The 20,792-nt window shown below is 69.7% G+C and carries 26 protein-coding genes; 17 read left to right on the top strand and 9 right to left on the bottom strand.

All coding sequences use genetic code 11. From position 1 onward, the window contains the following. The first annotated feature begins 62 nt into the window (after nt 1-62). Both OG959_RS16010 and OG959_RS16005 read left to right on the top strand, forming a co-directional pair. Complete coding sequence (locus OG959_RS16010) at nt 63-875, top strand: alpha/beta fold hydrolase (protein WP_326659005.1); 813 nt, start codon at nt 63-65, stop codon at nt 873-875. A gap of 58 nt (nt 876-933) precedes the next feature. Further along, nucleotides 934-1,875 (top strand): TauD/TfdA family dioxygenase, encoded by a 942-nt coding sequence (locus OG959_RS16005; RefSeq protein ID WP_326659003.1) that lies wholly within the window; start codon nt 934-936, stop codon nt 1,873-1,875. Between the two features lie 155 nt (nt 1,876-2,030). On the opposite strand, the gene OG959_RS16000 is transcribed toward OG959_RS16005, so the two are convergent. Continuing rightward, nucleotides 2,031-2,534 (bottom strand): DinB family protein, encoded by a 504-nt coding sequence (locus OG959_RS16000; RefSeq protein WP_326659001.1) that lies wholly within the window; start codon nt 2,532-2,534, stop codon nt 2,031-2,033. A gap of 92 nt (nt 2,535-2,626) precedes the next feature. Further along, on the bottom strand, nt 2,627-3,268 hold the full coding sequence (locus OG959_RS15995) for an NADPH-dependent F420 reductase (RefSeq protein ID WP_326658999.1): 642 nt from the start codon (nt 3,266-3,268) through the stop codon (nt 2,627-2,629). A gap of 103 nt (nt 3,269-3,371) precedes the next feature. Here OG959_RS15995 and OG959_RS15990 point away from each other — a divergent pair, with 103 nt between their 5' ends. After that, nucleotides 3,372-3,758 carry a winged helix-turn-helix transcriptional regulator gene (locus tag OG959_RS15990; protein WP_219571712.1) on the top strand — a complete coding sequence of 129 codons (387 nt, stop codon included), beginning with the start codon at nt 3,372-3,374 and terminating at the stop codon, nt 3,756-3,758. A gap of 851 nt (nt 3,759-4,609) precedes the next feature. After that, on the top strand, nt 4,610-5,104 hold the full coding sequence (locus OG959_RS15985) for a DUF6461 domain-containing protein (RefSeq protein WP_326658994.1): 495 nt from the start codon (nt 4,610-4,612) through the stop codon (nt 5,102-5,104). Nucleotides 5,105-5,500: 396 nt separating this feature from the next. On the opposite strand, the gene OG959_RS15980 is transcribed toward OG959_RS15985, so the two are convergent. Beyond that, nucleotides 5,501-6,022 carry a hypothetical protein gene (locus tag OG959_RS15980; RefSeq protein WP_326658992.1) on the bottom strand — a complete coding sequence of 174 codons (522 nt, stop codon included), beginning with the start codon at nt 6,020-6,022 and terminating at the stop codon, nt 5,501-5,503. A gap of 93 nt (nt 6,023-6,115) precedes the next feature. Here OG959_RS15980 and OG959_RS15975 point away from each other — a divergent pair, with 93 nt between their 5' ends. Together OG959_RS15975 and OG959_RS15970 are read left to right on the top strand one after the other, a co-directional pair. Further along, nucleotides 6,116-6,364: a hypothetical protein gene (locus tag OG959_RS15975; protein ID WP_326658990.1), complete on the top strand. Its 249-nt coding sequence runs from the start codon at nt 6,116-6,118 to the stop codon at nt 6,362-6,364. 49 nt (nt 6,365-6,413) lie between these two features. Then, complete coding sequence (locus OG959_RS15970; RefSeq protein ID WP_326658988.1) at nt 6,414-6,779, top strand: iron chaperone; 366 nt, start codon at nt 6,414-6,416, stop codon at nt 6,777-6,779. A gap of 14 nt (nt 6,780-6,793) precedes the next feature. Here OG959_RS15970 and OG959_RS15965 read toward each other — a convergent pair whose 3' ends face one another. After that, entirely contained in the window at nt 6,794-7,756 is a 963-nt protein-coding gene (locus OG959_RS15965; RefSeq protein WP_326658986.1) for a LysR family transcriptional regulator, read from the bottom strand. An 88-nt stretch (nt 7,757-7,844) separates the two neighbouring features. Between OG959_RS15965 and OG959_RS15960 the strand changes: the two genes are divergently transcribed. From OG959_RS15960 to OG959_RS15945, 4 genes are all read left to right on the top strand, one after another. Next, a complete protein-coding gene (locus OG959_RS15960) occupies nt 7,845-8,765 on the top strand; it encodes a zinc-binding dehydrogenase (RefSeq protein ID WP_326658985.1) in 921 nt (306 codons plus the stop codon). 5 nt (nt 8,766-8,770) lie between these two features. Further along, nucleotides 8,771-9,763, top strand: coding sequence for an alpha/beta hydrolase family protein (locus OG959_RS15955; protein ID WP_326666413.1), 993 nt, complete (start codon nt 8,771-8,773; stop codon nt 9,761-9,763). Then, a complete protein-coding gene (locus OG959_RS15950; protein ID WP_326658983.1) occupies nt 9,760-10,506 on the top strand; it encodes an SDR family NAD(P)-dependent oxidoreductase in 747 nt (248 codons plus the stop codon). The genes OG959_RS15955 and OG959_RS15950 overlap by 4 nt, the downstream gene beginning before the upstream one ends. A gap of 176 nt (nt 10,507-10,682) precedes the next feature. Then, nucleotides 10,683-12,425 (top strand): FG-GAP-like repeat-containing protein, encoded by a 1,743-nt coding sequence (locus OG959_RS15945; RefSeq protein WP_326658980.1) that lies wholly within the window; start codon nt 10,683-10,685, stop codon nt 12,423-12,425. A gap of 142 nt (nt 12,426-12,567) precedes the next feature. Here OG959_RS15945 and OG959_RS15940 read toward each other — a convergent pair whose 3' ends face one another. From OG959_RS15940 to OG959_RS15925, 4 genes are all read right to left on the bottom strand, one after another. Continuing rightward, nucleotides 12,568-13,155, bottom strand: a complete 588-nt coding sequence (locus tag OG959_RS15940) for a hypothetical protein (RefSeq protein WP_326658978.1) — start codon at nt 13,153-13,155, stop codon at nt 12,568-12,570. Nucleotides 13,156-13,428: 273 nt separating this feature from the next. Further along, nucleotides 13,429-14,049 carry a hypothetical protein gene (locus OG959_RS15935; protein WP_326658976.1) on the bottom strand — a complete coding sequence of 207 codons (621 nt, stop codon included), beginning with the start codon at nt 14,047-14,049 and terminating at the stop codon, nt 13,429-13,431. Between the two features lie 4 nt (nt 14,050-14,053). Then, the gene (locus tag OG959_RS15930) at nt 14,054-14,230 is read right to left on the bottom strand and encodes a DUF397 domain-containing protein (RefSeq protein WP_326658974.1); all 177 of its coding nucleotides are present in this window, start codon (nt 14,228-14,230) and stop codon (nt 14,054-14,056) included. Then, nucleotides 14,227-15,003 (bottom strand): helix-turn-helix domain-containing protein, encoded by a 777-nt coding sequence (locus OG959_RS15925; RefSeq protein ID WP_326666411.1) that lies wholly within the window; start codon nt 15,001-15,003, stop codon nt 14,227-14,229. Before OG959_RS15925 ends, OG959_RS15930 begins: the two co-directional genes overlap by 4 nt. Nucleotides 15,004-15,120: 117 nt before the next feature. Between OG959_RS15925 and OG959_RS15920 the strand changes: the two genes are divergently transcribed. The 4 genes from OG959_RS15920 (at nt 15,121) to OG959_RS15905 (ending at nt 18,086) form a co-directional block, all read left to right on the top strand. Then, nucleotides 15,121-15,546: a hypothetical protein gene (locus OG959_RS15920; protein WP_326658972.1), complete on the top strand. Its 426-nt coding sequence runs from the start codon at nt 15,121-15,123 to the stop codon at nt 15,544-15,546. A 111-nt stretch (nt 15,547-15,657) separates the two neighbouring features. Continuing rightward, nucleotides 15,658-16,668 (top strand): hypothetical protein, encoded by a 1,011-nt coding sequence (locus tag OG959_RS15915; RefSeq protein WP_326658970.1) that lies wholly within the window; start codon nt 15,658-15,660, stop codon nt 16,666-16,668. Between the two features lie 96 nt (nt 16,669-16,764). Then, nucleotides 16,765-17,427, top strand: a complete 663-nt coding sequence (locus OG959_RS15910; protein ID WP_326658968.1) for a TetR/AcrR family transcriptional regulator — start codon at nt 16,765-16,767, stop codon at nt 17,425-17,427. Nucleotides 17,428-17,492: 65 nt separating this feature from the next. Then, entirely contained in the window at nt 17,493-18,086 is a 594-nt protein-coding gene (locus tag OG959_RS15905) for a helix-turn-helix domain-containing protein (RefSeq protein WP_148016838.1), read from the top strand. Here the strand turns inward: OG959_RS15905 and OG959_RS15900 are convergent. Beyond that, complete coding sequence (locus OG959_RS15900; protein ID WP_326658965.1) at nt 18,022-18,777, bottom strand: GDSL-type esterase/lipase family protein; 756 nt, start codon at nt 18,775-18,777, stop codon at nt 18,022-18,024. The two genes, OG959_RS15905 and OG959_RS15900, sit on opposite strands and share 65 nt — an antisense overlap. Before the next feature lie 58 nt (nt 18,778-18,835). Between OG959_RS15900 and OG959_RS15895 the strand changes: the two genes are divergently transcribed. The 3 genes from OG959_RS15895 to OG959_RS15885 all read left to right on the top strand — a co-directional run bounded on the left by OG959_RS15895 (nt 18,836) and on the right by OG959_RS15885 (nt 20,790). Next, on the top strand, nt 18,836-19,837 hold the full coding sequence (locus OG959_RS15895) for a WD40 repeat domain-containing protein (protein ID WP_326658963.1): 1,002 nt from the start codon (nt 18,836-18,838) through the stop codon (nt 19,835-19,837). 133 nt (nt 19,838-19,970) lie between these two features. After that, nucleotides 19,971-20,648, top strand: a complete 678-nt coding sequence (locus tag OG959_RS15890; RefSeq protein ID WP_326658961.1) for a DUF6338 family protein — start codon at nt 19,971-19,973, stop codon at nt 20,646-20,648. Beyond that, nucleotides 20,623-20,790: a hypothetical protein gene (locus OG959_RS15885; protein ID WP_326658959.1), complete on the top strand. Its 168-nt coding sequence runs from the start codon at nt 20,623-20,625 to the stop codon at nt 20,788-20,790. The genes OG959_RS15890 and OG959_RS15885 overlap by 26 nt, the downstream gene beginning before the upstream one ends. Nucleotides 20,791-20,792: the final 2 nt, after the last annotated feature.

The raw sequence follows: 20,792 nt of genomic DNA, 5'->3' as shown, positions 1-20,792 counted from the left end.
GGCCGCGCCGCACCGCCCTTTCCCCCACTCCCACCGGACTTCCTCACTCGTAGGTGACCACCATGCCCATCGCCCTCGTCAACGGAATACGTCTGCATTACGACGACACAGGAGGTGCCGGAGAGCCCGTCGTCCTCGTCATGGGCTCAGGAGCTTCGGGCCAGGCGTGGCACCTGCACCAGGTGCCCGCGCTGCGGGCCGCGGGGTACCGGGTCATCACCTTCGACAACCGGGGGATCGCGCCGAGCGACGTCTGCGCCGAGGGGTTCACCATCCAGGACATGGTGGCCGACCTCGTGGGTCTGCTCGAAGTGCTGGGGCTGAGCAGGTGTCGGCTGATCGGCACTTCCATGGGCGCGTACATCGTCCAGGAACTGGCGTTGCTGCGCCCCGATCTCGTACAGCAGGCCGTGTTGATGGCGACCCGGGGGCGTACGGACGTGTTGCGCGCCGCCCTGACGCGGGCGGAGATCGAGCTGTACGACTCGGGGATCGAGCAGCCGCCTCTCACGCACGCGGTGGTCCAGGCGATGCGGAACCTCTCGCCGCGCACGCTGTCGAACGACGTGGACATCCGCGACTGGCTCGACATCTTCGAGCTGACCTCCGGGGTCGGGCCCGGGGAGCGCCAGCAGTTGGCGCTCGATCCGCCTCCGGGCCGTCTCGTCGCCTATCGGAGCATCTCCGTGCCCGTCCATGTCATCGCCTTCCAGGACGACTTGGTCACCCCGCCCGAGCTGGGGCGGGAAGTCGCCGAGGCCATTCCGGGCGCGAGCTTCGAGACGGTCGCCGGGTGTGGTCACTACGGCTACCTGGAAGACCCGGAGTCCGTGAACAAGGGCGTCATGGAGTTCTTCCGCACGGTCCAACCCTGATCGTCCAACCCTGATGGTCCGGCCCATCCCGACCGTCCCAGAGCGATGTGAGGAACTGATGAGCGATCAGTACAGCTGGAAGCCGCTGGAAATCACCGCGGCCGACGCGGGCGTCGAGGCGTCGGCGGCCGGTCTCGCGGAGTTCCTGAGCGATGCCGAGAAGATCAGCGGACTGCTCGTCCGCGAGAAGGCCCTGGTGTTCCGTGGGTTCCGGGTGTCCGAGGACACGCTCGATCCGGTGATGGACCGGTTGCTGCCCAACCGTCTGGCCTATGTGCACGGGAACTCTCCGCGCAGCAAGGTGGGCAGCAACGTCTATACGTCGACGGAGTACCCGTCGGAGCTGACGATCTCGATGCACAACGAGCTGTCGTACGCGTATGCCTGGCCTTCGCGGCTGCTCTTCTTCGCGGCGCACGAGCCGACCACGGGCGGCGCGACGCCGGTCGTCGACGGGGTGCGCTGGCTGGAGTCCCTCGACCCCGCGATCCGTGAGGCGTTCGCGGGTGGCGTCCGTTACGCGCAGAACCTGCACGGCGGGCGTGGGCTCGGCAAGAGCTGGCAGGACACGTTCGAGACCACCGACCGGGCGGAGGTGGAAGCCTTCCTGAAGGGCACCGAGGCCGAGTGGACATGGCTGGCGGACGGTGGGCTGCGGATCTCCCAGTTGCGGCCGTCGACCACCCGGCACCCGGTGACGGGCGTCGAGGTGTGGTTCAACCAGTCGGACCAGTGGCATCCCGCGGCGCTCGGCGACGACATGGCCGCCGAGCTCGCGCAGATCCTTCCGGAGGAGGAGCTGCCGCAGTCGGTGCGGTTCGCCGACGGGAGCCCGATCCCGGACGAGTACGTGATCGAGGTGCGGGACAAGGGGCTCGAAGCGGCGGTGGACGTCGACTGGCGCACCGGTGATCTGATGCTCATCGACAACGTCCTGGTCGGGCATGGCCGGCGGCCCTTCACCGGTCCGCGCCGGGTCCTGGTCGCGATGTCCGACTGACACGCGCCCGGCAGCCGCCTGTACCGGTCACCGCCCGAACCCGGATCGCCGCCCGCTCGTCCATCGCGACGCGGGCGCGGTCGAGCGGGTGCGGTCGACCAGTGCGGGCAGGACCGGCTGGTCGCCGCGGGCGCACCTGATGCACCGCACTCGCGTCACCGCCCGACCGAGCCGTCGATCTGCTCGCGCAGGATGTCCGCGTGACCGGCGTGCCGGGCGGTCTCCTCGATCATGTGGACCAGGACCCAGCGCATCGAAGGCGGCGGGGTCTCGCGCAGCGAGCGGGCGCCGGGCCGGTCCAGGTCGGTGCAGGCGAGCACGGCCTCGTTGGCCCGGGCGGCGGCCGCGCGATAGGCGTCCGCCACGTCCGACGCGGTGTCGGCGGCGGACACCTCACCCTCGTCGTCCCAGGGCTCACGGCCGGCGCCGGTGTAGGCCCAGACGAACCAGTTGAGCTCGGTGGCCGTCAGGTGCTTGAGCAGTCCGAGCAGGCTGGTCCCGGACGGCACACCGGCCGTGCGGACCGCCGGTTCCGGGACGCCGGCCGCCTTCGCGAGGACGGACTCGCGCAGGTAGTCCAGGAAGGCCAGCAGGGTGGTCTTCTCGTCTGCGTTCAGGCCCGGTGGCCGAAGATCGGGGCGCGGCTTCGAAGTGGTCATGACGGAACCGTAGTTGGCTGATCCAAGCAATTGCAGGGGAGGGGTTCACCCGGACTCGCGGGACCCGCAGGACTCGCGGGACCTGCAGGCCCTCAGGCGGCGCCCGGGGTCTCAGGGAAGGCCAGAGCGGGTGAGCCGCCCGCCCACCACACGCCGATCACGAACGCGGCCGTGGCCTCCAGGTACGCCGCCCGGTCCAGCCCGCCCGCCGGCATCGGGCTCCACCCCATCCCGGTGATCAGCTCCGTGACGTGCCCGGCAGCCCCCGGGGCGTCCGCGCAGAACGGCACCGCGGGCGGGGTCGCGCCGAAGGCGTCCCCCGGGTGCTGCCATCTGCTCACGTGGGCCAGGTTGAAGGCCTTCACGACGTGTGCCTCCGGCGCCGCCGCCCCGATCAGGCCGGCCACGCTCTCCCCTGCGGCGGTCGTCAGCATCACCCCGCCGGGCCCGGGAACAAGGGGGTTCGTGCAGTCCACGACCGTCTTCCCGGCCAGTGCCCCGGCGTGCTCCCGGGCCAGCTCCGGCGCCGCCCCGGCGGGTACGGCGAGCAGCACCACCTCCCCGTACCCCGCCGCCTGCGCGGGCGTCCCGTGCCCGGCCGCCCCGGTCCGTCCGGCGAGTGCCTCGGCAGCGGCCGCGTCCCGCCCGCCGATGAACACCTCGTGCCCGGCCCGCGCCCACGCGCTCCCCAGGGCCGCCGCCATGCCCCCCGTACCCAGTACGCCTATGCGCATCGTCGTGCTCCCTCTCGTCCTGCTCGTTCCGTTTCGGTGGGATGACGCTACGAAGGGCCGACGCGCACCGTTCGGTGTCCATCGGCGGGGCAGGATGGGCGGCATGGAGAAGCTGACCGATCCGGCCGCCGGTCTGCCGGACCTCGCGTACACAGCGGACTGTCAGGCGCGCGTCGCGTTCGAGGTGCTGGCGAACCGCTGGGACAGCGTCGTGGTCTTCACGCTCGGGGTGACCGGACCGATGCGGCCGCGCGCGCTGGTGGCGCGGATCGGCGGGATCAGCCCGAAGGTTCTGAACGAGGCCCTGCGGCGACTGGAGTACAACGGCCTCGTCGAACGCCACGCGTACGCCGAGGCCCCGCCGCGCGTGGACTACGCCCTGACCGAGGCCGGCACGGCGTTGCTCACGCCGATGCGGGCGATGGGCGCGTGGGCCGCGCGATACGCGGACAGCGTGCTCGACGCGCAGGACCGGTACGAGACGCGCTGAGTTCGCGCCGTACGGGGCGTGGTCCGTGACGGCGTCGGTTCACGGCTGCGGGGCGGGCCCACGGGAGTGGGAGTCCCCGCCTGTCGAGGCACGGGGGTGCAGTCCGGCTTCGGTGTGTTCCGGGCGCCGAGGAGTAAGCACGCTCCGCCGACCTGAGTGCCGCCGTCAGACGCCACGCCGGGTGGAGGCGGTCAGCCGCCTGTATCCGATCACTGCCCGAACCAATACCGCCGATATGGCGGCGCCGGCCACAGCGAGGCCACCTCGTTCCCACCAAGCCAAGCCGGGACCTCCGGCAGTGAACGCCCCGATCAGCAGGAAGGGACCCGAGAGGAGCAGAAGGAACACGCGCCAGTTCGTCCACTGGGACCAGGACTCTCGTTGATGACCGTCCACGTCCACGGGAAAGATCCAGGCGGCAAGCCGCATGGACCGCGTCGGCTGGGAATCGTGTTTTCTGGCATCGGGCATGGAGACAGCCTCCCTCATAGCGGAGGCTTGAAGATGAGACTTGAGCCCGCTACCCCAACTGATCATCGGCTGCGCATGAGTGTGTGAACGCGAGCCGTGGTTGGGCGGCTTGTCGAGGCCGGCCAGAAGATGGAGGCAGTTTGGCCCGGTCCCGCCCAGAAGGGCACATCAACTGACAAACCGCTGTCTGACGCCGGAGGGCCAGAAGCGTCACCCGCCCCACCACGCCTGATCGCCCTGCCGGAAGTCGTGGAACCCGCGCCGCCGGCCGGGCCCTCACCGCGTCCGCAACCAGCCACGGAGCGGGACGGCCGGCCGCCGCTTTGACGACGGCGCGAGGCGGAGCTGCCTTGTCAGTGGGCTCCTCTACGGTGGCCGGTATGACGCACTGGATACACGGCCCGCTCCCGCACCACGAGGAAGTCAACGTCGTCTTTTTCCGAGGAATCGCTCTGGATGCCCTCACTCAAGGACTCCTTGACCAGAAGCGAATGCCGCTCGCGTACAGCAAAGGCCCCGATTGGGGATTGGTGATGCACGACATGCTCAGCTGGGAGAGCGGTGACTACGACCTCGCCCATTATGGGCAGTTGTGCCCGTACGGCAGTGAGCTTGTCATGTTCGTGCTCGAACCATGCCTCGCCAAAGCCCATGGTCCCTCGTTCCAGTACTACCGCGATGGACGACTGGTCACGTCCTTCAGCTTCGAGACTCCGTACTACAGGGCCGGCGATGAGCCCGATCTGCTGCTGCCCGCCCTCACCGCGGCGAACCTGATTGGGCCCGAGGCGGATCTTGACAGAGATGACGACGAGGAACGGATTGCGGAGGCGATCTCCGGCTTCTTCTCTTTGCCTGAACTCGTCATGCCTTGACCGAGAGCACAGAGTGACCTTGGTGACGTAGAGCTACACGATCTCCCGTCCCGGCCGCCCTGTTGAGATGTTCTGGGATGTCGGATGTTGTGGCGTGCGCCGGCTCTATGAACGTAAGGCCGAGTACTTCTCGGCCTCTTTCGGCCTGGCCGACGCCTTTGTCCGTTGCCACCGAGTCACTGCGCAGGTCCGCTCTCAGCCGGCCGAGCCAGGAGGTTCGAGTACTAATACTCAACTGCCCCGCCACGGAACCGATGTCTGCTGACACGTTCTGACAACTGCGAGGCAGTGGAGTGACGCTCCGCAGCCAATAGGCCATGGATCGCGTCCGGCTTCCGAGAGAGGCCGATGGCCGCCCATGCACAAGATCGGATCACGTCTGTGGGCCTGATCGACTCAGTCATCGGCCGCGACGACGAGCGAGATCCGTCCAGCCGAGCGGTCTACGAGTACGAATTCGTGGAAGTCCTCGTGCACACCTCCCCAATCGTGAACGGCCCCGTCCCCGAGCCCGTTCAGGTAGTGGACATGATCTGCGGCGGCCAAGCGATCGAACACCTCCTGCTGCAGATCCGCGTTCAGCTTGGAGGGCACGTCCCCGAACTGGTTGGCCCACCCCCACAGAGTGTGCGCGCACTCCTTCCGGCTGACGGCTTCGTAGGCATCAGGGGTGACCAGTTCCAGCCAGTACGGCCCGTGCCGGGTGCCGTCCGTGAGGACCCCACCGCCCGCATAGTCGTTCCGGAACTGCTCGTGCCCGATGAGCGCCGCGAGCAGTTCCCGACCCCCGACGGACTCCGCAGGGAGCCGCAGATGTTTGATGTCGACCCACCTGTAGCCGTGTGCTTTCGGGTCCCGAAACTTGTAGTCCCGGAAATTGATGAAGGTACTGGCCTCATGGGTGAGCTGGTTCTCCATAACGCCGCAGCCTAAGGGCTGTCCCGCAATTCCTGGCGGGCGCACGACGACAGCTACGGCACCTCGCCGCGTTGTCGAAACGCCGTGGTCTGTGTGAGCAAGTTCGGTTCCCTGGCCGAAGTATGTGCCGACAATCCGGGAGCCTTCCTGGGTACGGAGGAAGCCCGTGCGGAGGGGGCGCTGGACGCAACCGACCTTGCCGCCGTGCAGCGGGCGCTGGCCGAACTCGGCTACGTGAGCGTCCCTGAGGAACTGCTGGAGAGCGACTACGAGGGTCCCAGCGCGCTGGGACAGGTCGCAGCGCGTCCCACTTGGTGGGTGCGGTTCTTCGGAACGCTGTGATCCGCCCGCCTGACGCGTAGGAAGAGCCCGATTCGCCTACGCTCGGATCATGGTGCGGAGCCAGGCGGAAGATGTCGACGGCTACCTCGCCGAGGTGCCCGAGGAGCGCAGAGCGGCGTTGACCCGGCTGCGGGAGCTGTGCCGTGCGGAGCTGCCGGGATTCGCCGAGGTGATGGCGTACGGGATGCCCGTCTACGGGCGGGACGGTGTCGGGGAGATCGCCTTCGCGAGCCAGAAGCAGTACGTCTCCTTCTACCTTCTGCGCAGCGATGTCCGCGAGGCCTTCGCCGAGCAGCTCGCCGGCCATGACATGGGCAAGGGCTGCCTTCGCTTCCGTCAGCCGGAGAAGATCGATTTCGTACTGCTCCGAGATCTGTTGCGGGCCACGGCGGCCGAGGCGGGCCAAGTCTGCTGAGTGCTGCGACGCGGTCAATCCGGTCCGGGTCCGGGGCCGGGGCCGGGTCCGGGACCGCTCGCGGGTGGCTCGGGCAGCCAGTCGCGGGCCGGGTCGTACTCCAGCCATCGGCTTCGCCCCGCCTCCTCGGCGCAGGCGGCGGCCAGGTCGTTCAGGCCCGGGTGCCCGTCGCCCGTGCGCCGGAGCAGCGACCAGGCGTACAGCGGCGTGGGATCGACCAGGGGGACGGAGCGCAGCCCGGGGACCTCCGGCAGCGGTACGTCGGCAGGCAGCAGCGAGAAGCGGCGGGGCTCCTGCGCCACCTCTGCAAGGAAATGGGGGAGCCCCAGGTTGACGCTCGTCGCCGTCTCCCGGACGCCGAACCGGTCGGCGAACCTGTGGAGGAAGTCGAGCCGGTCCAGCGCACCGGGTGCCCACAGCACGCTGTCGCGCAACTGGTCAGGCCGCAGAGCCGGTTCGGCTGCGAGCGGATGGTCCGCGCTCAGTACGGCGTCCACAGGTTCGAGGCGGATGAGCCTGTGTGCCAGCCCGGCGGGGAGCGGGGGGTGGACCCGGCCGAAGGCCGCGTCGATATCACCGTGCAGCAGTGCCGCCGTGACCGACGGCAGATCGCGCCCGTGCCCCAGCGCCAGCTCTCCGACCCGCCCGGCCACCTGGGCCAGTGTCCGCATCGGCGCGTAGAGGTGTCCCCACACGTCCACGCGCAACGGGCGGTTCGTGCCGGCCACCGCCGCGACCGCGGCGTCGGCGGCGGCCACGGCCTGCCGGGCCGGTGCGAGGAATCGCCGGCCGGCCTCGGTGAGGCGAACGCCGCTGCCGCCACGCCGGAACAGTGTGGTGCCGAGCAGGGACTCCAGTCGCGCGATCCTCTTGGACAGCGCCTGCTGGGAGAGGGCGAGCGTCCCGGCCGCCCGCCCGAAGTGCAGTTCCTCGGCGGTGCGCACGAAGGCACGTACCTGCGCCATGTCGAGATCCATGGCTTCACCGTAGGTGACAACCGAAAGTTGTCGGCTTCGCTTGTTCGTTGTTGGATCGCGGAGCTGCCGCGACGATTGCATGCTCTCCATGCAACGACTGATTCCCACGGGGGAAGCGGCGCGCCCGGTGACCTTCGCCGAGGTCGCCCAGCCCGTCCCGGAGCCCGATGAGGCACTGATCAAGGTCGAGGCGTTCGCCCCGAACCGGGGCGAGACCTTCCTTCTCGAACACCCCCGGCCGGGTGCGCTGCCCGGCAAGGACATCGCAGGGCTCGTCGTACAGGCGGCAGCCGACGGATCCGGCCCCGGCATCGGTACCCGGGTGGTCGGCCATCCGGCGCAGGGCGGCTGGGCCACGTACGCGGCCGTGCCGACGCACTCGCTCGCGGTACTCCCGGACAGCATCGACAGCGCACGGGCCGCGGCACTGCCTCTGGCCGGGATCACCGCCCTGCGGCTGCTGCGTACGGCCGGTTCCCTGGCGGGCCGGCGCGTGCTTCTTACCGGTGCTTCGGGCGGCGTCGGCCACTACGTCACCGAGCTGGCCGTCGGCGCGGGAGCCGAGCTGACCGCGGTGACGGCCACACCGGCACGGGGTGAACGGCTCGCGGAGCTGGGCGCGCACGTGGTGCACGAAGTCGGGGCGGCCCAGGGGCCGTTCGACGTCGTCCTGGAGTCCACGGGCGGGCCGGCACTTCCCCTCGCCTTGTCGAAGGTGCGCCCGGGCGGCACGCTCGTCTGGTTCGGCCAGGCGAGCCGCACCCCGGTGACCCTCGACTTCTTCGACCTCCTCGGCGGGCCCGAGCGCGTCACGATCCAGCACTTCCACTACGCCGAAGCTCCGTACGGCTCCGATCTCGCGACCTTGGTACGCCTCGTGGAACAGGGCCGGCTGCACCCGGAGATCGACCGCGTCACCGACTGGGCCCGGACCGCCGACACCCTGGTCGACCTCCGGGAGCGCCGGATACGCGGCAAGGCCGTCCTGCTGACCGGAGGAACACGATGAACACGATCAACACCCAGGAATTCGCCGCCGCCCAGTGGTCCCGCGCCACCGGCGTGGGCGTGGACCCGCATGAGTACCGGCGCGTCACCGACGGCCTCGCCTCCGTCGCCGACTGGGGGCCGTCCTTCCTGCGCACCGGACACGCCTACGTCCAGCGCGCGGAGGACGCGGGGGCGCCCCGCTCGGCGGGTGAGTACCTGCTGACGGCGGCCCGTTGGTTCCACCTGGCCACCCTGACGCCGTACGCGGACGCGCCCCGCGGCTCCGCCGAGGCGGACCAGGCCCTGAGCAGGGCGCTCACCGTACTGGAGCCCGGTGCGCGGCGGCTGAGCGGCGAAGGATTCACCGGCTGGCTGCGTGGCCCCGCCGACGCACCGGGGATCGTGGTCGTCGTGCCCGGCCTGGACTCGGCCAAGGAGGAGTTCCTCGATCTGGCGTACGCGCTGCTGGCCAGGGGGCTGGCGGTCTTCGCGATGGACGGTCCCGGGCAGGGCGTGCTCGCGGCCACCACGACGTTTGTGCCGGACTACGAGCGGGTCGTGGGCCGGGTCATCGACGCCCTCGGCGCCGCCCGCATCGGACTCGTCGGCCTGAGCCTGGGCGGCTACTTCGCGGCCCGGGCCGCGGCGCTGGAGCCGCGCGTCGCGGCCGTCGCCACCGTCAGTGGTCCCTTCCTCCTCGACTGGGACGAACTGTCTCCGCCGGTACGGGAGATCATGGCCCGGCGCGCGGGCGGAACCGACGCCGCCCGCGCGTTCGCCCGCCAGGTGGACCTTGCCGCGCTGGCACCCCGCATCACGGCTCCGCTGCTGGTCGTGGACGGCGGGCAGGATGTCAACGGCGGCGTGACGAAGGGCGAGGCCCTGGCCCGTCTGGCGCCGCACGGCAGCTACCTTTCGGTCCCGCACGGCGACCACCTCCTCGGCAACGCGCGCCCCGACTGGCTGCCCCACCTCTGCGACCACCTCGCGCACACCCTGACGGGAACACCGGCATGAACCGCTTCACCGACAGGACCGTCCTCATCACCGGCGGCACCAGCGGCATGGGTCTGGCAACCGCCCACCGCCTCGTCGCCGAAGGCGCCCACGTCATCGTCACCGGCCGATCCCGCGCGCGGCTGGACGCCGCGGTCAAGGAGCTCGGCCCGGGTGCCTCGGGGATCGTGGCCGACACCGCCGAACTCGGCGCGGTGGACGCGATGGTGGAGACCGTCCGGAACCGTCACGGCCGGCTGGACAGCCTCTTCGCGAACGCGGGCACCGGCACGTTCCTGCCGTTCGAGAACATCACGGAGTCGGACTTCGACCGCGCTGTCGACGTCAACTTCAAGGGCGTGTTCTTCACCGTGCAGAAGGCACTGCCACTGCTGGCGGACGGAGGCTCGATCGTCCTCAACGCCTCATGGACCCTTCACCGGGGCAACAGCGTGCTGACGCTCTACTCGGCGACGAAGGCCGCCGTGCACAACCTGGCCCGAACCCTCGCCGCGTCGCTCGCCCCGCGCGGCATCCGCGTCAACTCCGTCAGCCCCGGCTACATCGACACCCCGATGTACCCGGCGGGCGCGCTGACCGAAGCGGAGGCGGATGCGATCACCGGCCGCATCGTCGCCGGCCGCTTCGGGCGTCCGGAGGAGGTCGCCGCCGCCGTGGCGTTCCTCGCCTCGACCGACGCGTCCTACGTCAACGGCCAGGATCTCGTCATCGACGGCGGGCTGATCGGTGCCGTGCCCGCCTGAGAAATCGGCATTTCGGAACGCATCTACCCCGCGCTCGGGGCGCCGGACGTGGAGACGTGAAAGGCATGCCTGACAGGGGAACACACTGTCCGACCTGTCGAGTAGGGTGCGATTCCCTTACGGCCGGAGCCCGCGGAACGCGTGGTGGCCGCCGTCATGGCGATCCTGGGGGGATCATGAACGCAAGATTCGTCCTGCGCCGGTGCGTGGGTGTGGGCACCGTGGCAGCTGTGCTCGCGCTGGGAGGGGTAGAGGGCGTGGGGGCCGGGCCCACGGCGCAGGCGGCCGAGGTGAAGCAGCGCATCGTCTATCCGGAATCGACGACGGTCGACGGCCTGCTGACGCGTTCGCTGGTATCGATGAACGCCGACGGAAGCGACCGCCGGACGCTGGTCCCCACCGGCGACGGACTGCCGAAGGCCACGTATGACAGCCCCGTCTTCTCGCCCGACGGGCGCCACCTGGCGTTCATCAGCGAGGACGGCTACGGGGACATCTGGGTCGCCAACCCCGACGGCAGCGGAGCGCGTCCGGTCGTCATGGACGTCCAGGACCCGGACGGGTGGGTGACGCAGCTGACCTGGGGCCCGAACAGCGACATGCTCTATCTCGGCTTCCAGTCGATGCCGGGTCACGACCGCCTCCGGCTGATGAAGGTCAACCTCGACGGCAGCGGTCTCGACTACGTGCTGCCCGACCAGCCGAACGTCTTCGACGGTCAGCCCTCGGTGGCACCCGACGGCACACTGGCATTCCTGCACGGCAGCAGCATCATGGTCTACGACCCGCGCAAGGGCGGTACGCCCACCCTGCTCACCTGGGGCCTCCAGCCCGCGTACTCGCCCGACGGCACCAAGCTCGCCTTCGTCCGGCAGGCGTCGTCGAGCGGGCCGCAGGTGTTCGTGCGCGACCTGGCGAGTGGCCAGGAGAAGCAGATCACCGAAGACGGCGGCGGAGTCATCTACCCGTCGTGGTCGCCCGACGGAACCAAGCTGGCCTACCTCGCCGGAGGTACGGAAATGCGGCTCACGGTCCACTCCGCCACCGCAGCCGGGGGCCCGGGCACGGCACTTACCGACGGCGAGGTCCAGGGCGAGGGACGCCCTGCATGGGTCATACCCGCCCGCACGCCCAGCCCCGGCCCGGACCTGACCGGTGACGGCAGGCCGGACCTGGTGGTCCGGGACCGTTCGGGCGTGTTGTGGCTGTACAGGGGGACGGGGAATGCTTCCGCTCCCTTTGCGGCACGGACCCGGATCGGCGCGGGCTGGAACACGTACAACTCCCTGGTCTCGACCGGAGACCTGACCGGTGACGGCAGGGCGGACCTGTTGGGCCGGGACGCTTCGGGTGTGCTGTGGCTGTACAAGGGGACAGGTGGTGCTTCCGCCCCCTACACGGCACGGACGAAGGTAGGAGGCGGCTGGAGCGCCTACAACTCCCTTGCTTCGGCGGGAGATCTGTCGGGTGACGGCAGGGCGGATCTGCTGGGCCGGGATGGTTCGGGTGTGTTGTGGCTGTACAGGGGGACGGGTAGGGCTGCTGCTCCCTTCACGGCGCGGACCAAGGTCGGCGCGGGCTGGAACACGTACAACTCCTTGACAAAGGGCGGGGATGTGTCGGGTGACGGCAGGGCGGATCTGCTGGGTCGGGATGGTTCGGGTGTGTTGTGGCTGTACAGGGGGACGGGTAAGACCGCCGTTCCCTACGCGGCGCGGACCAAGGTCGGCGCGGGCTGGAACACGTACAACTCCCTGGTTGCGTCAGGAGACGTGTCGGGTGACGGCAGGGCGGATCTGCTGGGTCGGGATGGTTCGGGTGTGTTGTGGCTGTACAGGGGGACGGGTAAGACCGCCGTTCCCTACGCGGCGCGGACCAAGGTCGGGGCCGGCTGGAACGCGTACAACGCGTTGAGCTGAGTACGGGCCGGGGCGCGGTCTCGCGGGAGGATCTCCCGCCTCCTCGGGCCCGAGGCGTCCGACGCGAAAGGGCCGGACCTCTCGGTCCGGCCCTTACGGCGTACCGTCCCGCCAGGCCGAGGCCCGCCGGGACGGTGTCACCTCAGCAGTAGGCCTTGGCCGCCCGCTTGGCGGTGCCCTTCTTGGGTGCTTCGGTGCACTTCACCGCACCCTCGGCCTGGACGTTCCAGCTGCGGGCCTTGCCGTAGCCCGTCTTGCCGAAACCGGTGCCGCGGGTGTTGCAGGTCTTGGCCGTGTAGTAGCCGGACGCCTTCTTGACGCCGCTGAACACCACGTAGACACCCGACTTGTTGAAGTTGTACGTGACCGACTCGCTCTTCTCCTTGGTCTTCTCCCCGGCCTTGGAGAGGGTCCCGGAGACATGTGCGTCCATGCTGCTGATGACCCAGCTGGCCGAGTAGCTGGCGCCTGCGGACACTTCGCGCCCGGAGGTGACCGTCTGCCGATAGGTCGCCGACTTGGTATAGGAGCCGGTGCCGTCCTTCGGGATGTTGATCTGCTTCGCGTGGGTGATCACCCAACTGTTGCTCAGGCTGGTCCATTTCGCGGACTTGTAGCCGGGCTCGCAGACGAGCGGTGCCGCATTCGCCGAGCCCGCCGGGCCCAGCGCCACGAAGGAGACGGAGGCCAGGCCCGCGGCCACGACCGTCGACAGGAATCTCTTACTCATGTTACTTCCCCCGCTTTAATTCAGTGGCCCCTTACCCGCGGGCCACATGGTCACCGACCCGCCCAGTTGGCTAGGGCCGGTCAACCGCAGCCTATTGCGGGACGATCACGGAATGCTCCTGATTTAAGCGGGACTTGAGCATTCTGAAGGGACTTGTCACGACGGCTGTGGTTTGTGAGGCGTACGGCAGTACCGCTGTTCGGCGCGCGAGACCGGGGGCCGGCGCCTGCGTCGAGCCGAGGCGGTAGGCGTGTGTGGCGCCGGGGCGTGGGCTCACTTCCGGGAAGGGAAAGCCTCGTCGAGCGTGGGGACCGAGAGGTGGTCGGACGTCATCGCGTCCAGGACGTCGTCCACGCGTAGGTAGCGGCCCTGCTGGACTGCCGGTGTGATTCTGGCGATCGTGCCGGCCTCGCGGAGGTGGAACACGGTCCATCGGCGCGGGAACGGTTCCCGGTCCAGGGGCTCCCCGTCACGCATGATCTGCCGCGTCTGCGGGCTCGGGCTGCGGGTCCCGTCGATCTCCTGGTTGATGGTCTCGACCGCGTCGACCCCGAAGACCGTGCCGCTGCCGCCCCGTTGGTACATCACGAGCATCCGGGGGCGGGCGAGGGCCACGTGTTTGCTGTCCAGCGGGCAGATGTACGCCTTGTGCGCGGCGAGGTCCTGCACGGCCTGCTCGTTCGCCGGCACGATCACCGCGTGGTTGTGCAGGGAGCGGAACCAGCCGAGGGCGGCCTCCTCGTTCCACACGAGCTTGTTGCGATTGCGGAACGCGGGATCGGCGACCAGGCCTCTGTACCCCATCAGCTCGATACTGCGCGGCGGACGTCCCACCAGGGCGCCGAAGTCGGCCCGGGTGATGACCTCGGGCAGTTCGTCGAACCAGTTCGTCATGGAGCTATACCACCGTGTGCTTGAGGAAGGCCGCCCAGGCGGAGGGGGAGAGGGTGAGCGCGGGGACGGTGAGGTCCTTGGAGTCGCGGACGTGGATGGCGTGGGGGTGGCTCGCCACCTCGACGCAGTTTCCCTGGTCGCCGCTGTAGCTGCTCTTGAGCCAGTCGAGCTCGCTGCTCATAGTTCTCGCGCCACCTGTTCGATCAACTTGGCAGACTCTTCCGGGCTAAGAGCCTGGGCTCGCAGAATGCCATACCGCGCGAACAAGTCGCTGAGTTCCGGTTGTTGACTGACGAAGAAGCCTCCGCTCTGACCTTCGATGTAGGCGAGCTGGCGCCGTTCCCCGGTTTCGAGAAGGACCATGGGGCCGTTGAGTGCTGCGTGGCTCCGCCTGTCCGGAGGCATCACCTGGATCTCGACGTTGCGCCGCCGGGAGACGTCGAGCAGGTGGCCGAGCTGCTCCTTGAGAACGGTGGCACCGCCCAGGGGGCGCGTCAGCGCAATGAGTTCAAGGACGAAGCTGACGACGGGGGCGGGGCGCCTGTCGAAGATTCGTTGCCGGTGCAGCCGGGTCTGGACCCTCGGTTCGATCTCTTCGTCGTCCAGTGGCGGACAGTGGCAGTCGAAGACTGCTCGCGCGTATGCCTTGGTCTGGAGCAGCCCGGGAACCACATGGTTCTCGTACCAGTGGACAGAGGCGGCCTGGGCCTCCTCTTCCGTGTACTCCCTCGTCCATTGCGGCAGGTGGCCGCCTCGAAGCTCCGCCGCAGCCGCCGCAAGTGCACCTTGTGCACGGAGAGCATCCTCGGCGCGTGCGACGAAGTCTCCCCTGGGAGGGCGAACGCCCCGCTCCACCATCGCCACCTGCGACTTGGAGAAACCGATCTTCTGCCCTAACCCCTCCTGCGAGAGCCCGGCCCGTTCGCGGTAGTGCCGCAACAACGCCCCGAACATCTCGGCGTTGCCGCCCCCGTTATTGCTGGTGTGCACAGCCTGACCCCCAAGTGCACAACAGTGCACAGACGCCTTGTGTCCCTGGTCACGGTACGTGTGCGCGCCGAAGCTTTCCGCATGGAACCGAAAAATTCACCGGACCTGATGCCCTCCTGGATCCCCGCGACCGGCCACGCCCTCCGTCATGCCGGGATCCACTTCGACGCCGTGCGGATCATCGGCATCCTGGGGGAGCAAGTGGCGTACGAGGTCATGCAGTTCACGGACTTCCGGGCCGGGCCCATCATCCGGTCGCGCATCGGTGACCGCAGCATGTACTTCCTGCTGCCGCCCGGGAGTGCCCGCGCCTATCGATGGCCCGTCGGGGCCGAGGCGTTGGTGCGGGAGGGGGCGGCCTTCGTCGGGGTGCCTGCCGTGCACGGGCTGACGTACCCGCTGGACTGGCGTTCTCTGCCGAGCGCTCAAGTTCCGTTCGTGGACGCGGAACTGCTGTTCGAGCTGCTGCGGAAGGTGGTCGACGACGAGATTCGTGCTGTACGGTGATCGCGTAATTACGCTCCGTGCGCCTCGGCGCATGGGGCGGCCCCCGGCGGTGCTGGAACACCGTATGCCGAGGGCCTTCACCCCGCGATGGACAAGTGAGGTCCACCGAGAATGCTTTGCCATGCTATCTCGCCGTCCTACGGCTTCGTGAAGGCCGCGCACGACATCGTGCGTCATCCTGAGCTCAACAGCGACGCGAAGATTCTGATCACCTACGTCCAGGGGCTGCCCGAGAAGTGGGCCGGTAAGCCCCTCGGTGAGCACGCCAAGCGGCTGGGTCTGAAGGGGCGCGCCTACCAGAAGGCCAAGGGGCTGCTCAAGAAGTTCGGGTTCGTCCACGAGTGGCGGCGCCAGGACGACGGCGGGCTGTGGGTGACCGATCAGCTCATGTCCAACGTTCCGCTCACGGACCGCGAGGCCCGCCGCATCCATGACAAAAAAGCTGAATCGCCGCAGGTGGGTCCGAGTGATCGCTATCCGACGGTCGGTCAACCGAGGACTCGGTCCGTCGGTGGTTACCTACCTGAAGGTGAAGAACGGGAGAAGAACTCCTCCCACCCACCCACCGAAGCGCCTGAGCTCGCGGCCGAAACGGTGGAGCCCGAGCCCGAGCCCACGGACCCGCAAGTCATCCAGGCCGAGCGTGTGTTGCTCTCCCTCCGGCATGCCGACTCCCAGCTGCGTCTCGGTGCTCGTGAGGCCCGCCGCCTCGCCGGGACGGCCGCCGAGTGGCTGCGGCGTGGGGTGAACGCTGCGGAGCTGCGGCTCGCGCTCAGCAGGGCGCTTCCCGAGGACGGGGTCCGGTATGCCCCCGGGTTCCTGGGGAAGCGGCTGAAGGTCCTGATGCCGGAGCCCCTGCCCGCGGAGCCGCTGGTGCCTGCGCCTCCCGTCCTCAGGGCGTTCATCGCGTGCGAGGCGCAGCAGGAGGGCGCCGAGCACGTCTTCCGGCCCAGGGGGGACGAGACCGTGTGCCGGCCGTGCAGGCAGGAGGCCGCCTGGGAGGCGCACACGGTCAAGTGGGTGCCGGCGCCCCTGCCCGACGACTACGAGAAGCCCGAGCCGCTGTCCTGGCGGGAGAGGTTCACTGCTCTCCAGGCGGCGGACGCGACCGCCGCCGAGTGAGGCGTACGGCTGTTCGCCGTGTGGCGGTGGTGCCGTCCGCACGGTGGAGCGAGGACAGTGGGCCCTGGGGCCTGGACGGCGGACCGAGGAGGACCGATGACGGATGCCGTGATGGAGCTGTGGAGCGGAGCGCGAGCGGCGCGGGACCCTGCGTGGGTGCGTGCGCAACTCATGGAGGCCGGGCGGACCTTGTTCGCCATGTACGGCTACGCCCACACCGGCGTCGAGGATCTGTGCGCCGCCGCGCACGTGGAAGTGTGGGAGTTCCGACGCGAGTTCGAGTCGCGCGAGGCGCTGCTCGTCGATCTGTACGACGAGGTGGCGACCCGGGGCATGCGGGCGTCCGAGACGGAGCTGTCCGCCGAGGGCATGGAGACCTGTCCGACCGAGGAGCGGGTCCACCGGCTCTTCGACGCCTACGTGAAGGCCGTCACGCGCGATCCGAGGGATGCGAGGGTGGCGTTCGTCGAGGTGCTCGGTGTGAGCAGGGAGATGGAGGAGCACCTCACGATGTGGCGGTCGGTGTGGGTGGAGTTCCTGACCCAGGAGGCCGAGCGCGCCAAGCTGCGCGGTCACGGGGTCGACGGCAACCTCGCCGTGGTGGTGAAGGTGCTGACCCGGTCCGTCGACGAGCTCCTCGCCCATCACGGCCGCCGCCCCCGCCAGGTGCCGCCCGAGTGGCTGACCAGCGAGTTCACCCGGCTGTCCATGGCCATGATCGGACCGGCGGGGGCCGGGCCCGTGGACTCCTCCGGTTGACAACACCGCTTGCCGGGTCGGCAAATGGAACCATGGCAGCAGATGAGACAGGAGCAGGCGGCACGATGGGGGACGACGAGCTGTCGTCCGTCCTGACCGGCGTCGGGCCGCGGCTGCGCGCGCTGCGCACCGAGCGCGGGACGACGCTGGCGCAGCTGAGCGAGACGACCGGGATCTCGCTCAGCACGCTGTCCCGGCTGGAGTCCGGTGGCCGCAAGCCCACGCTGGAGCTGCTGCTTCCGCTGGCGAAGGCGTATGGGGTGCAGCTGGACGAGCTGGTCGGGGCTCCGGAGACGGGGGACCCACGGGTCACCTTCCGGCCGTTCAAGCGGCACGGCATGACGTTCGTGCCGCTGACCCGGCACCTCAGCGGGGTGAACGCGTACAAGCAGGTCATGCCCGGTGCGACGGGGAACGAGGGGCCGGTCGAGCAGCGGGTGCACGAGGGGTACGAGTGGCTGTACGTGCTCTCGGGGCGGCTGCGGCTCGTGCTGGGGGATCACGACCTGGTGCTCACGGCGGGGGAGGTGGCCGAGTTCGACACGCACACCCCGCACTGGTGGGGCGCGGCCGGGCCGGAGCCGGTGGAGTTCCTCAGCCTGTTCGGACCGCAGGGGGAGCGGATGCACGTACGGGCGAAGCCGACGGGGAAGGGGTGAGGGGCTCGTCCGCGACGGCGTACGGCCCGCCCAGCCCCCACGCCTCGTGCATCGCGTCGGCGTAGGCCGCCGCGAGTCTGTGTTCGCCCGACGGGCCGGGGTGCGTGCCGTCGTACGTGTCCGTGTGGATGTCGTAGCCGGGCGGGTGCGAGGCCAGCAGGAGCGGGGACGTCGCGGTGTCGAGGTCGGCCACCGCTTTGGCGAGGAGTTCGTTGAAGCGGGCGCACTCGGCGGCGAAGGGGGCGTCGGACTCGGCCCGGATGTTCGGTATGACGGGGAGCAGGACGCATCTGATGTGCGGGTTCGCCGCGCGGGCGGCGGTGAGGAAGGCCCGGGCGTTCAGCGCGGTCTGATCGCTGTCCGTGTAGAAGCCGAGGTCTATCAGGCCGAGCGAGACGAGCAGGACGTCCGCCCGGTGCTCGGTGACCGTGTCCGCGATCACCGGGGCCATGTGCAGCCAGCCCTCGCCCCAGCCGGCCAGGTGGCGGCGGGCGTCGGCGGGGAAGCCGGGGGCGGCGTACGCGGTCGAGACGGGCGTGCCCGTGCCGGTGTCGTACAGCTCGGTGCGCGGGCCGACGATCGCGTACGGGCCGTCGTGGGACGCTTCGAGGTGCTGCCACATGCGGTAGCGCCATGTGAAGTCCCCGGCGCGTCCGATGGTCATGGAATCGCCGACACACATGAAACGCATGGCGCCATCATGGCCGATCATGGCTCCGGCCTGCGACGTGACGATGGACACTTGTGCCATGCGTTCGTACCGACTGACCGTTTCCGCTGCCGCCGCCGCGCTGCTGTCCCTCGCGGCGGTGGCTCCTGCCGTGGCCGACGACGGGGATGCCGACCGGAGCTTCACGATCGAGGACCCGCAGATCACCGAGTCCAGCGGCCTGGCCGCCAGCCGCGCCCACCCGGGGATCTACTGGACGCACAACGACAGCGACGACGGGCCGTACGTCTTCGCCGTCGACTCCCGCACCGGGAAGACCGTCGCACGGATCACCATGAAGGGCGTGGGCGCGCCCCGGGACGTGGAGGCGATCTCGCTGGGGCCCGACGGGAACCTGTACGTCGGTGACATCGGCGACAACCTGAACGGCAGCTGGGACCACGTCTGGATCTACCGCTTCCCCGAGCCGAAGGAGCTCCGGGACCAGGTGGTCCGGGCCACCCAGTTCGACGTGAAGTACGCCGACGGTCCGCGCAACGCGGAGGCGCTGATGGTCCACCCGAAGACGGGCCGGGTGTACATCGCGTCGAAGAACGAGGACGGCGGCGGGCTGTACGAAGGTCCCGCGAAGCTCACGACCGGCGGGGACAACGTGTTCCGCCGGGTCGGTGAGGTGCCGTGGGTGACGGACGGGGCGTTCTCGCCGGACGGCAAGGAACTGGTGCTGCGCTCGTACTTCAGCGCCCGCGGCTACCCCTTCGCGAACGGGCGGCTCGGCAAGGACTACCCGGTCGAGTCCCCGCTGCTCGGGCAGTCGGAGTCGGTGACGTACACGGCGGACGGTTCGGCGCTGATGTACGGCTCCGAGGGCGAGCGGAGCGATGTGGTGCGGGTGGACCTGAAGAGCGGCGGGGGCGACGGGCCGGCCCGGGCCGGTGGCACGTCGCCGTCGTCCGCCGGGGCGGGGAGCACGGCGGACGGGAACGGGGTGCCGGTGAAGGGCACGACGCTGACCGGGATCGCCGTGCTCGCCGGGATCGGGCTGCTGCTGTTCCTGGGGAGGCGGCGCCGGCAGGGGTGAGGCGGCCGGACGGAACGGAACCGGGCGTCGTCGGTTTTCCACAGGCCGGGACGCGGGGCTTCCCGCTGCGTCATCCTGAGTCGGCGGGGGCACGGCCGACGCACGGAGCAGAGCACGGGGGTGCGGCACCACGATGGTTCCGGGAACAGTGCAGCAGCTGACGATCCTGCTGGTCCTCGTGCTGCCCGGCGTCTTCTACCAGGCCGTACGGGAACGGCTGCGGGGCCCTCTCGCCACCGAGCAGGAGCCGCAGAACCGCCTCGTGCGGGCCATCGCCGCAGGCGCCCTGCTGGATGCCGTGTACGCGGTGGTCGCGGGGCCCTGGCTGGTGCGGCTGCTGGCCGGGGGCGGGGACGGGCCGTTCGCGGGGGTGCTGCGGGATCCGCGCGGGGCCGGACTCGCCGCGCTGCTCCTGATCGTCGTCGTGCCGTCCGCGCTGGCCTGGGCGGAGGCGGTGTGGCGGCGGCGGCACGCGCGGGCGCGGTACGAGCCGACGCCGACCGCCTGGGACGCCCTCTTCCGGGGCCGGGGATCCTGCTTCGTACGCGTACGGCTCAAGAGCGGTCTGTGGGTGGGCGGTTGGCTGGGGTCGAGGTCGGCCGTCTCGGCGTATCCGCAGAGCGGTGACCTGTATCTGCAGGCGCAGTACCGGGTGGGGCCCGACGGCAGCTTCCTCGGCAAGGTACCCGGCACCGCCGGTGTGTACGTGCGGGCGAGTGACATAGAAGTGCTGGAGGTGCTGCTGCCGCCGTCCGCGGAGGCGGCGGCCCGGAGGACGGAGGGTGATGGGCGATCAGGAGAAGGACATTGAGGACGGACTGGCGGCCCTGGTGGAGGAGTTCTCCTCGCGCAGGACCTATCGGCCCGCCGATGGCATGGCCGAGCCGGACGAGCTGCCGCAGGGGCCTTCCGGCACGGCGATGGGGGAGAGTGCGGAGCCGGAGGCGCCCTGAGC

This window comes from Streptomyces sp. NBC_00385, from assembly GCF_035917155.1.
Taxonomy (GTDB): domain Bacteria; phylum Actinomycetota; class Actinomycetes; order Streptomycetales; family Streptomycetaceae; genus Streptomyces; species Streptomyces poriferorum.
This window is presented reverse-complemented; position numbering and strand designations above follow the sequence as displayed.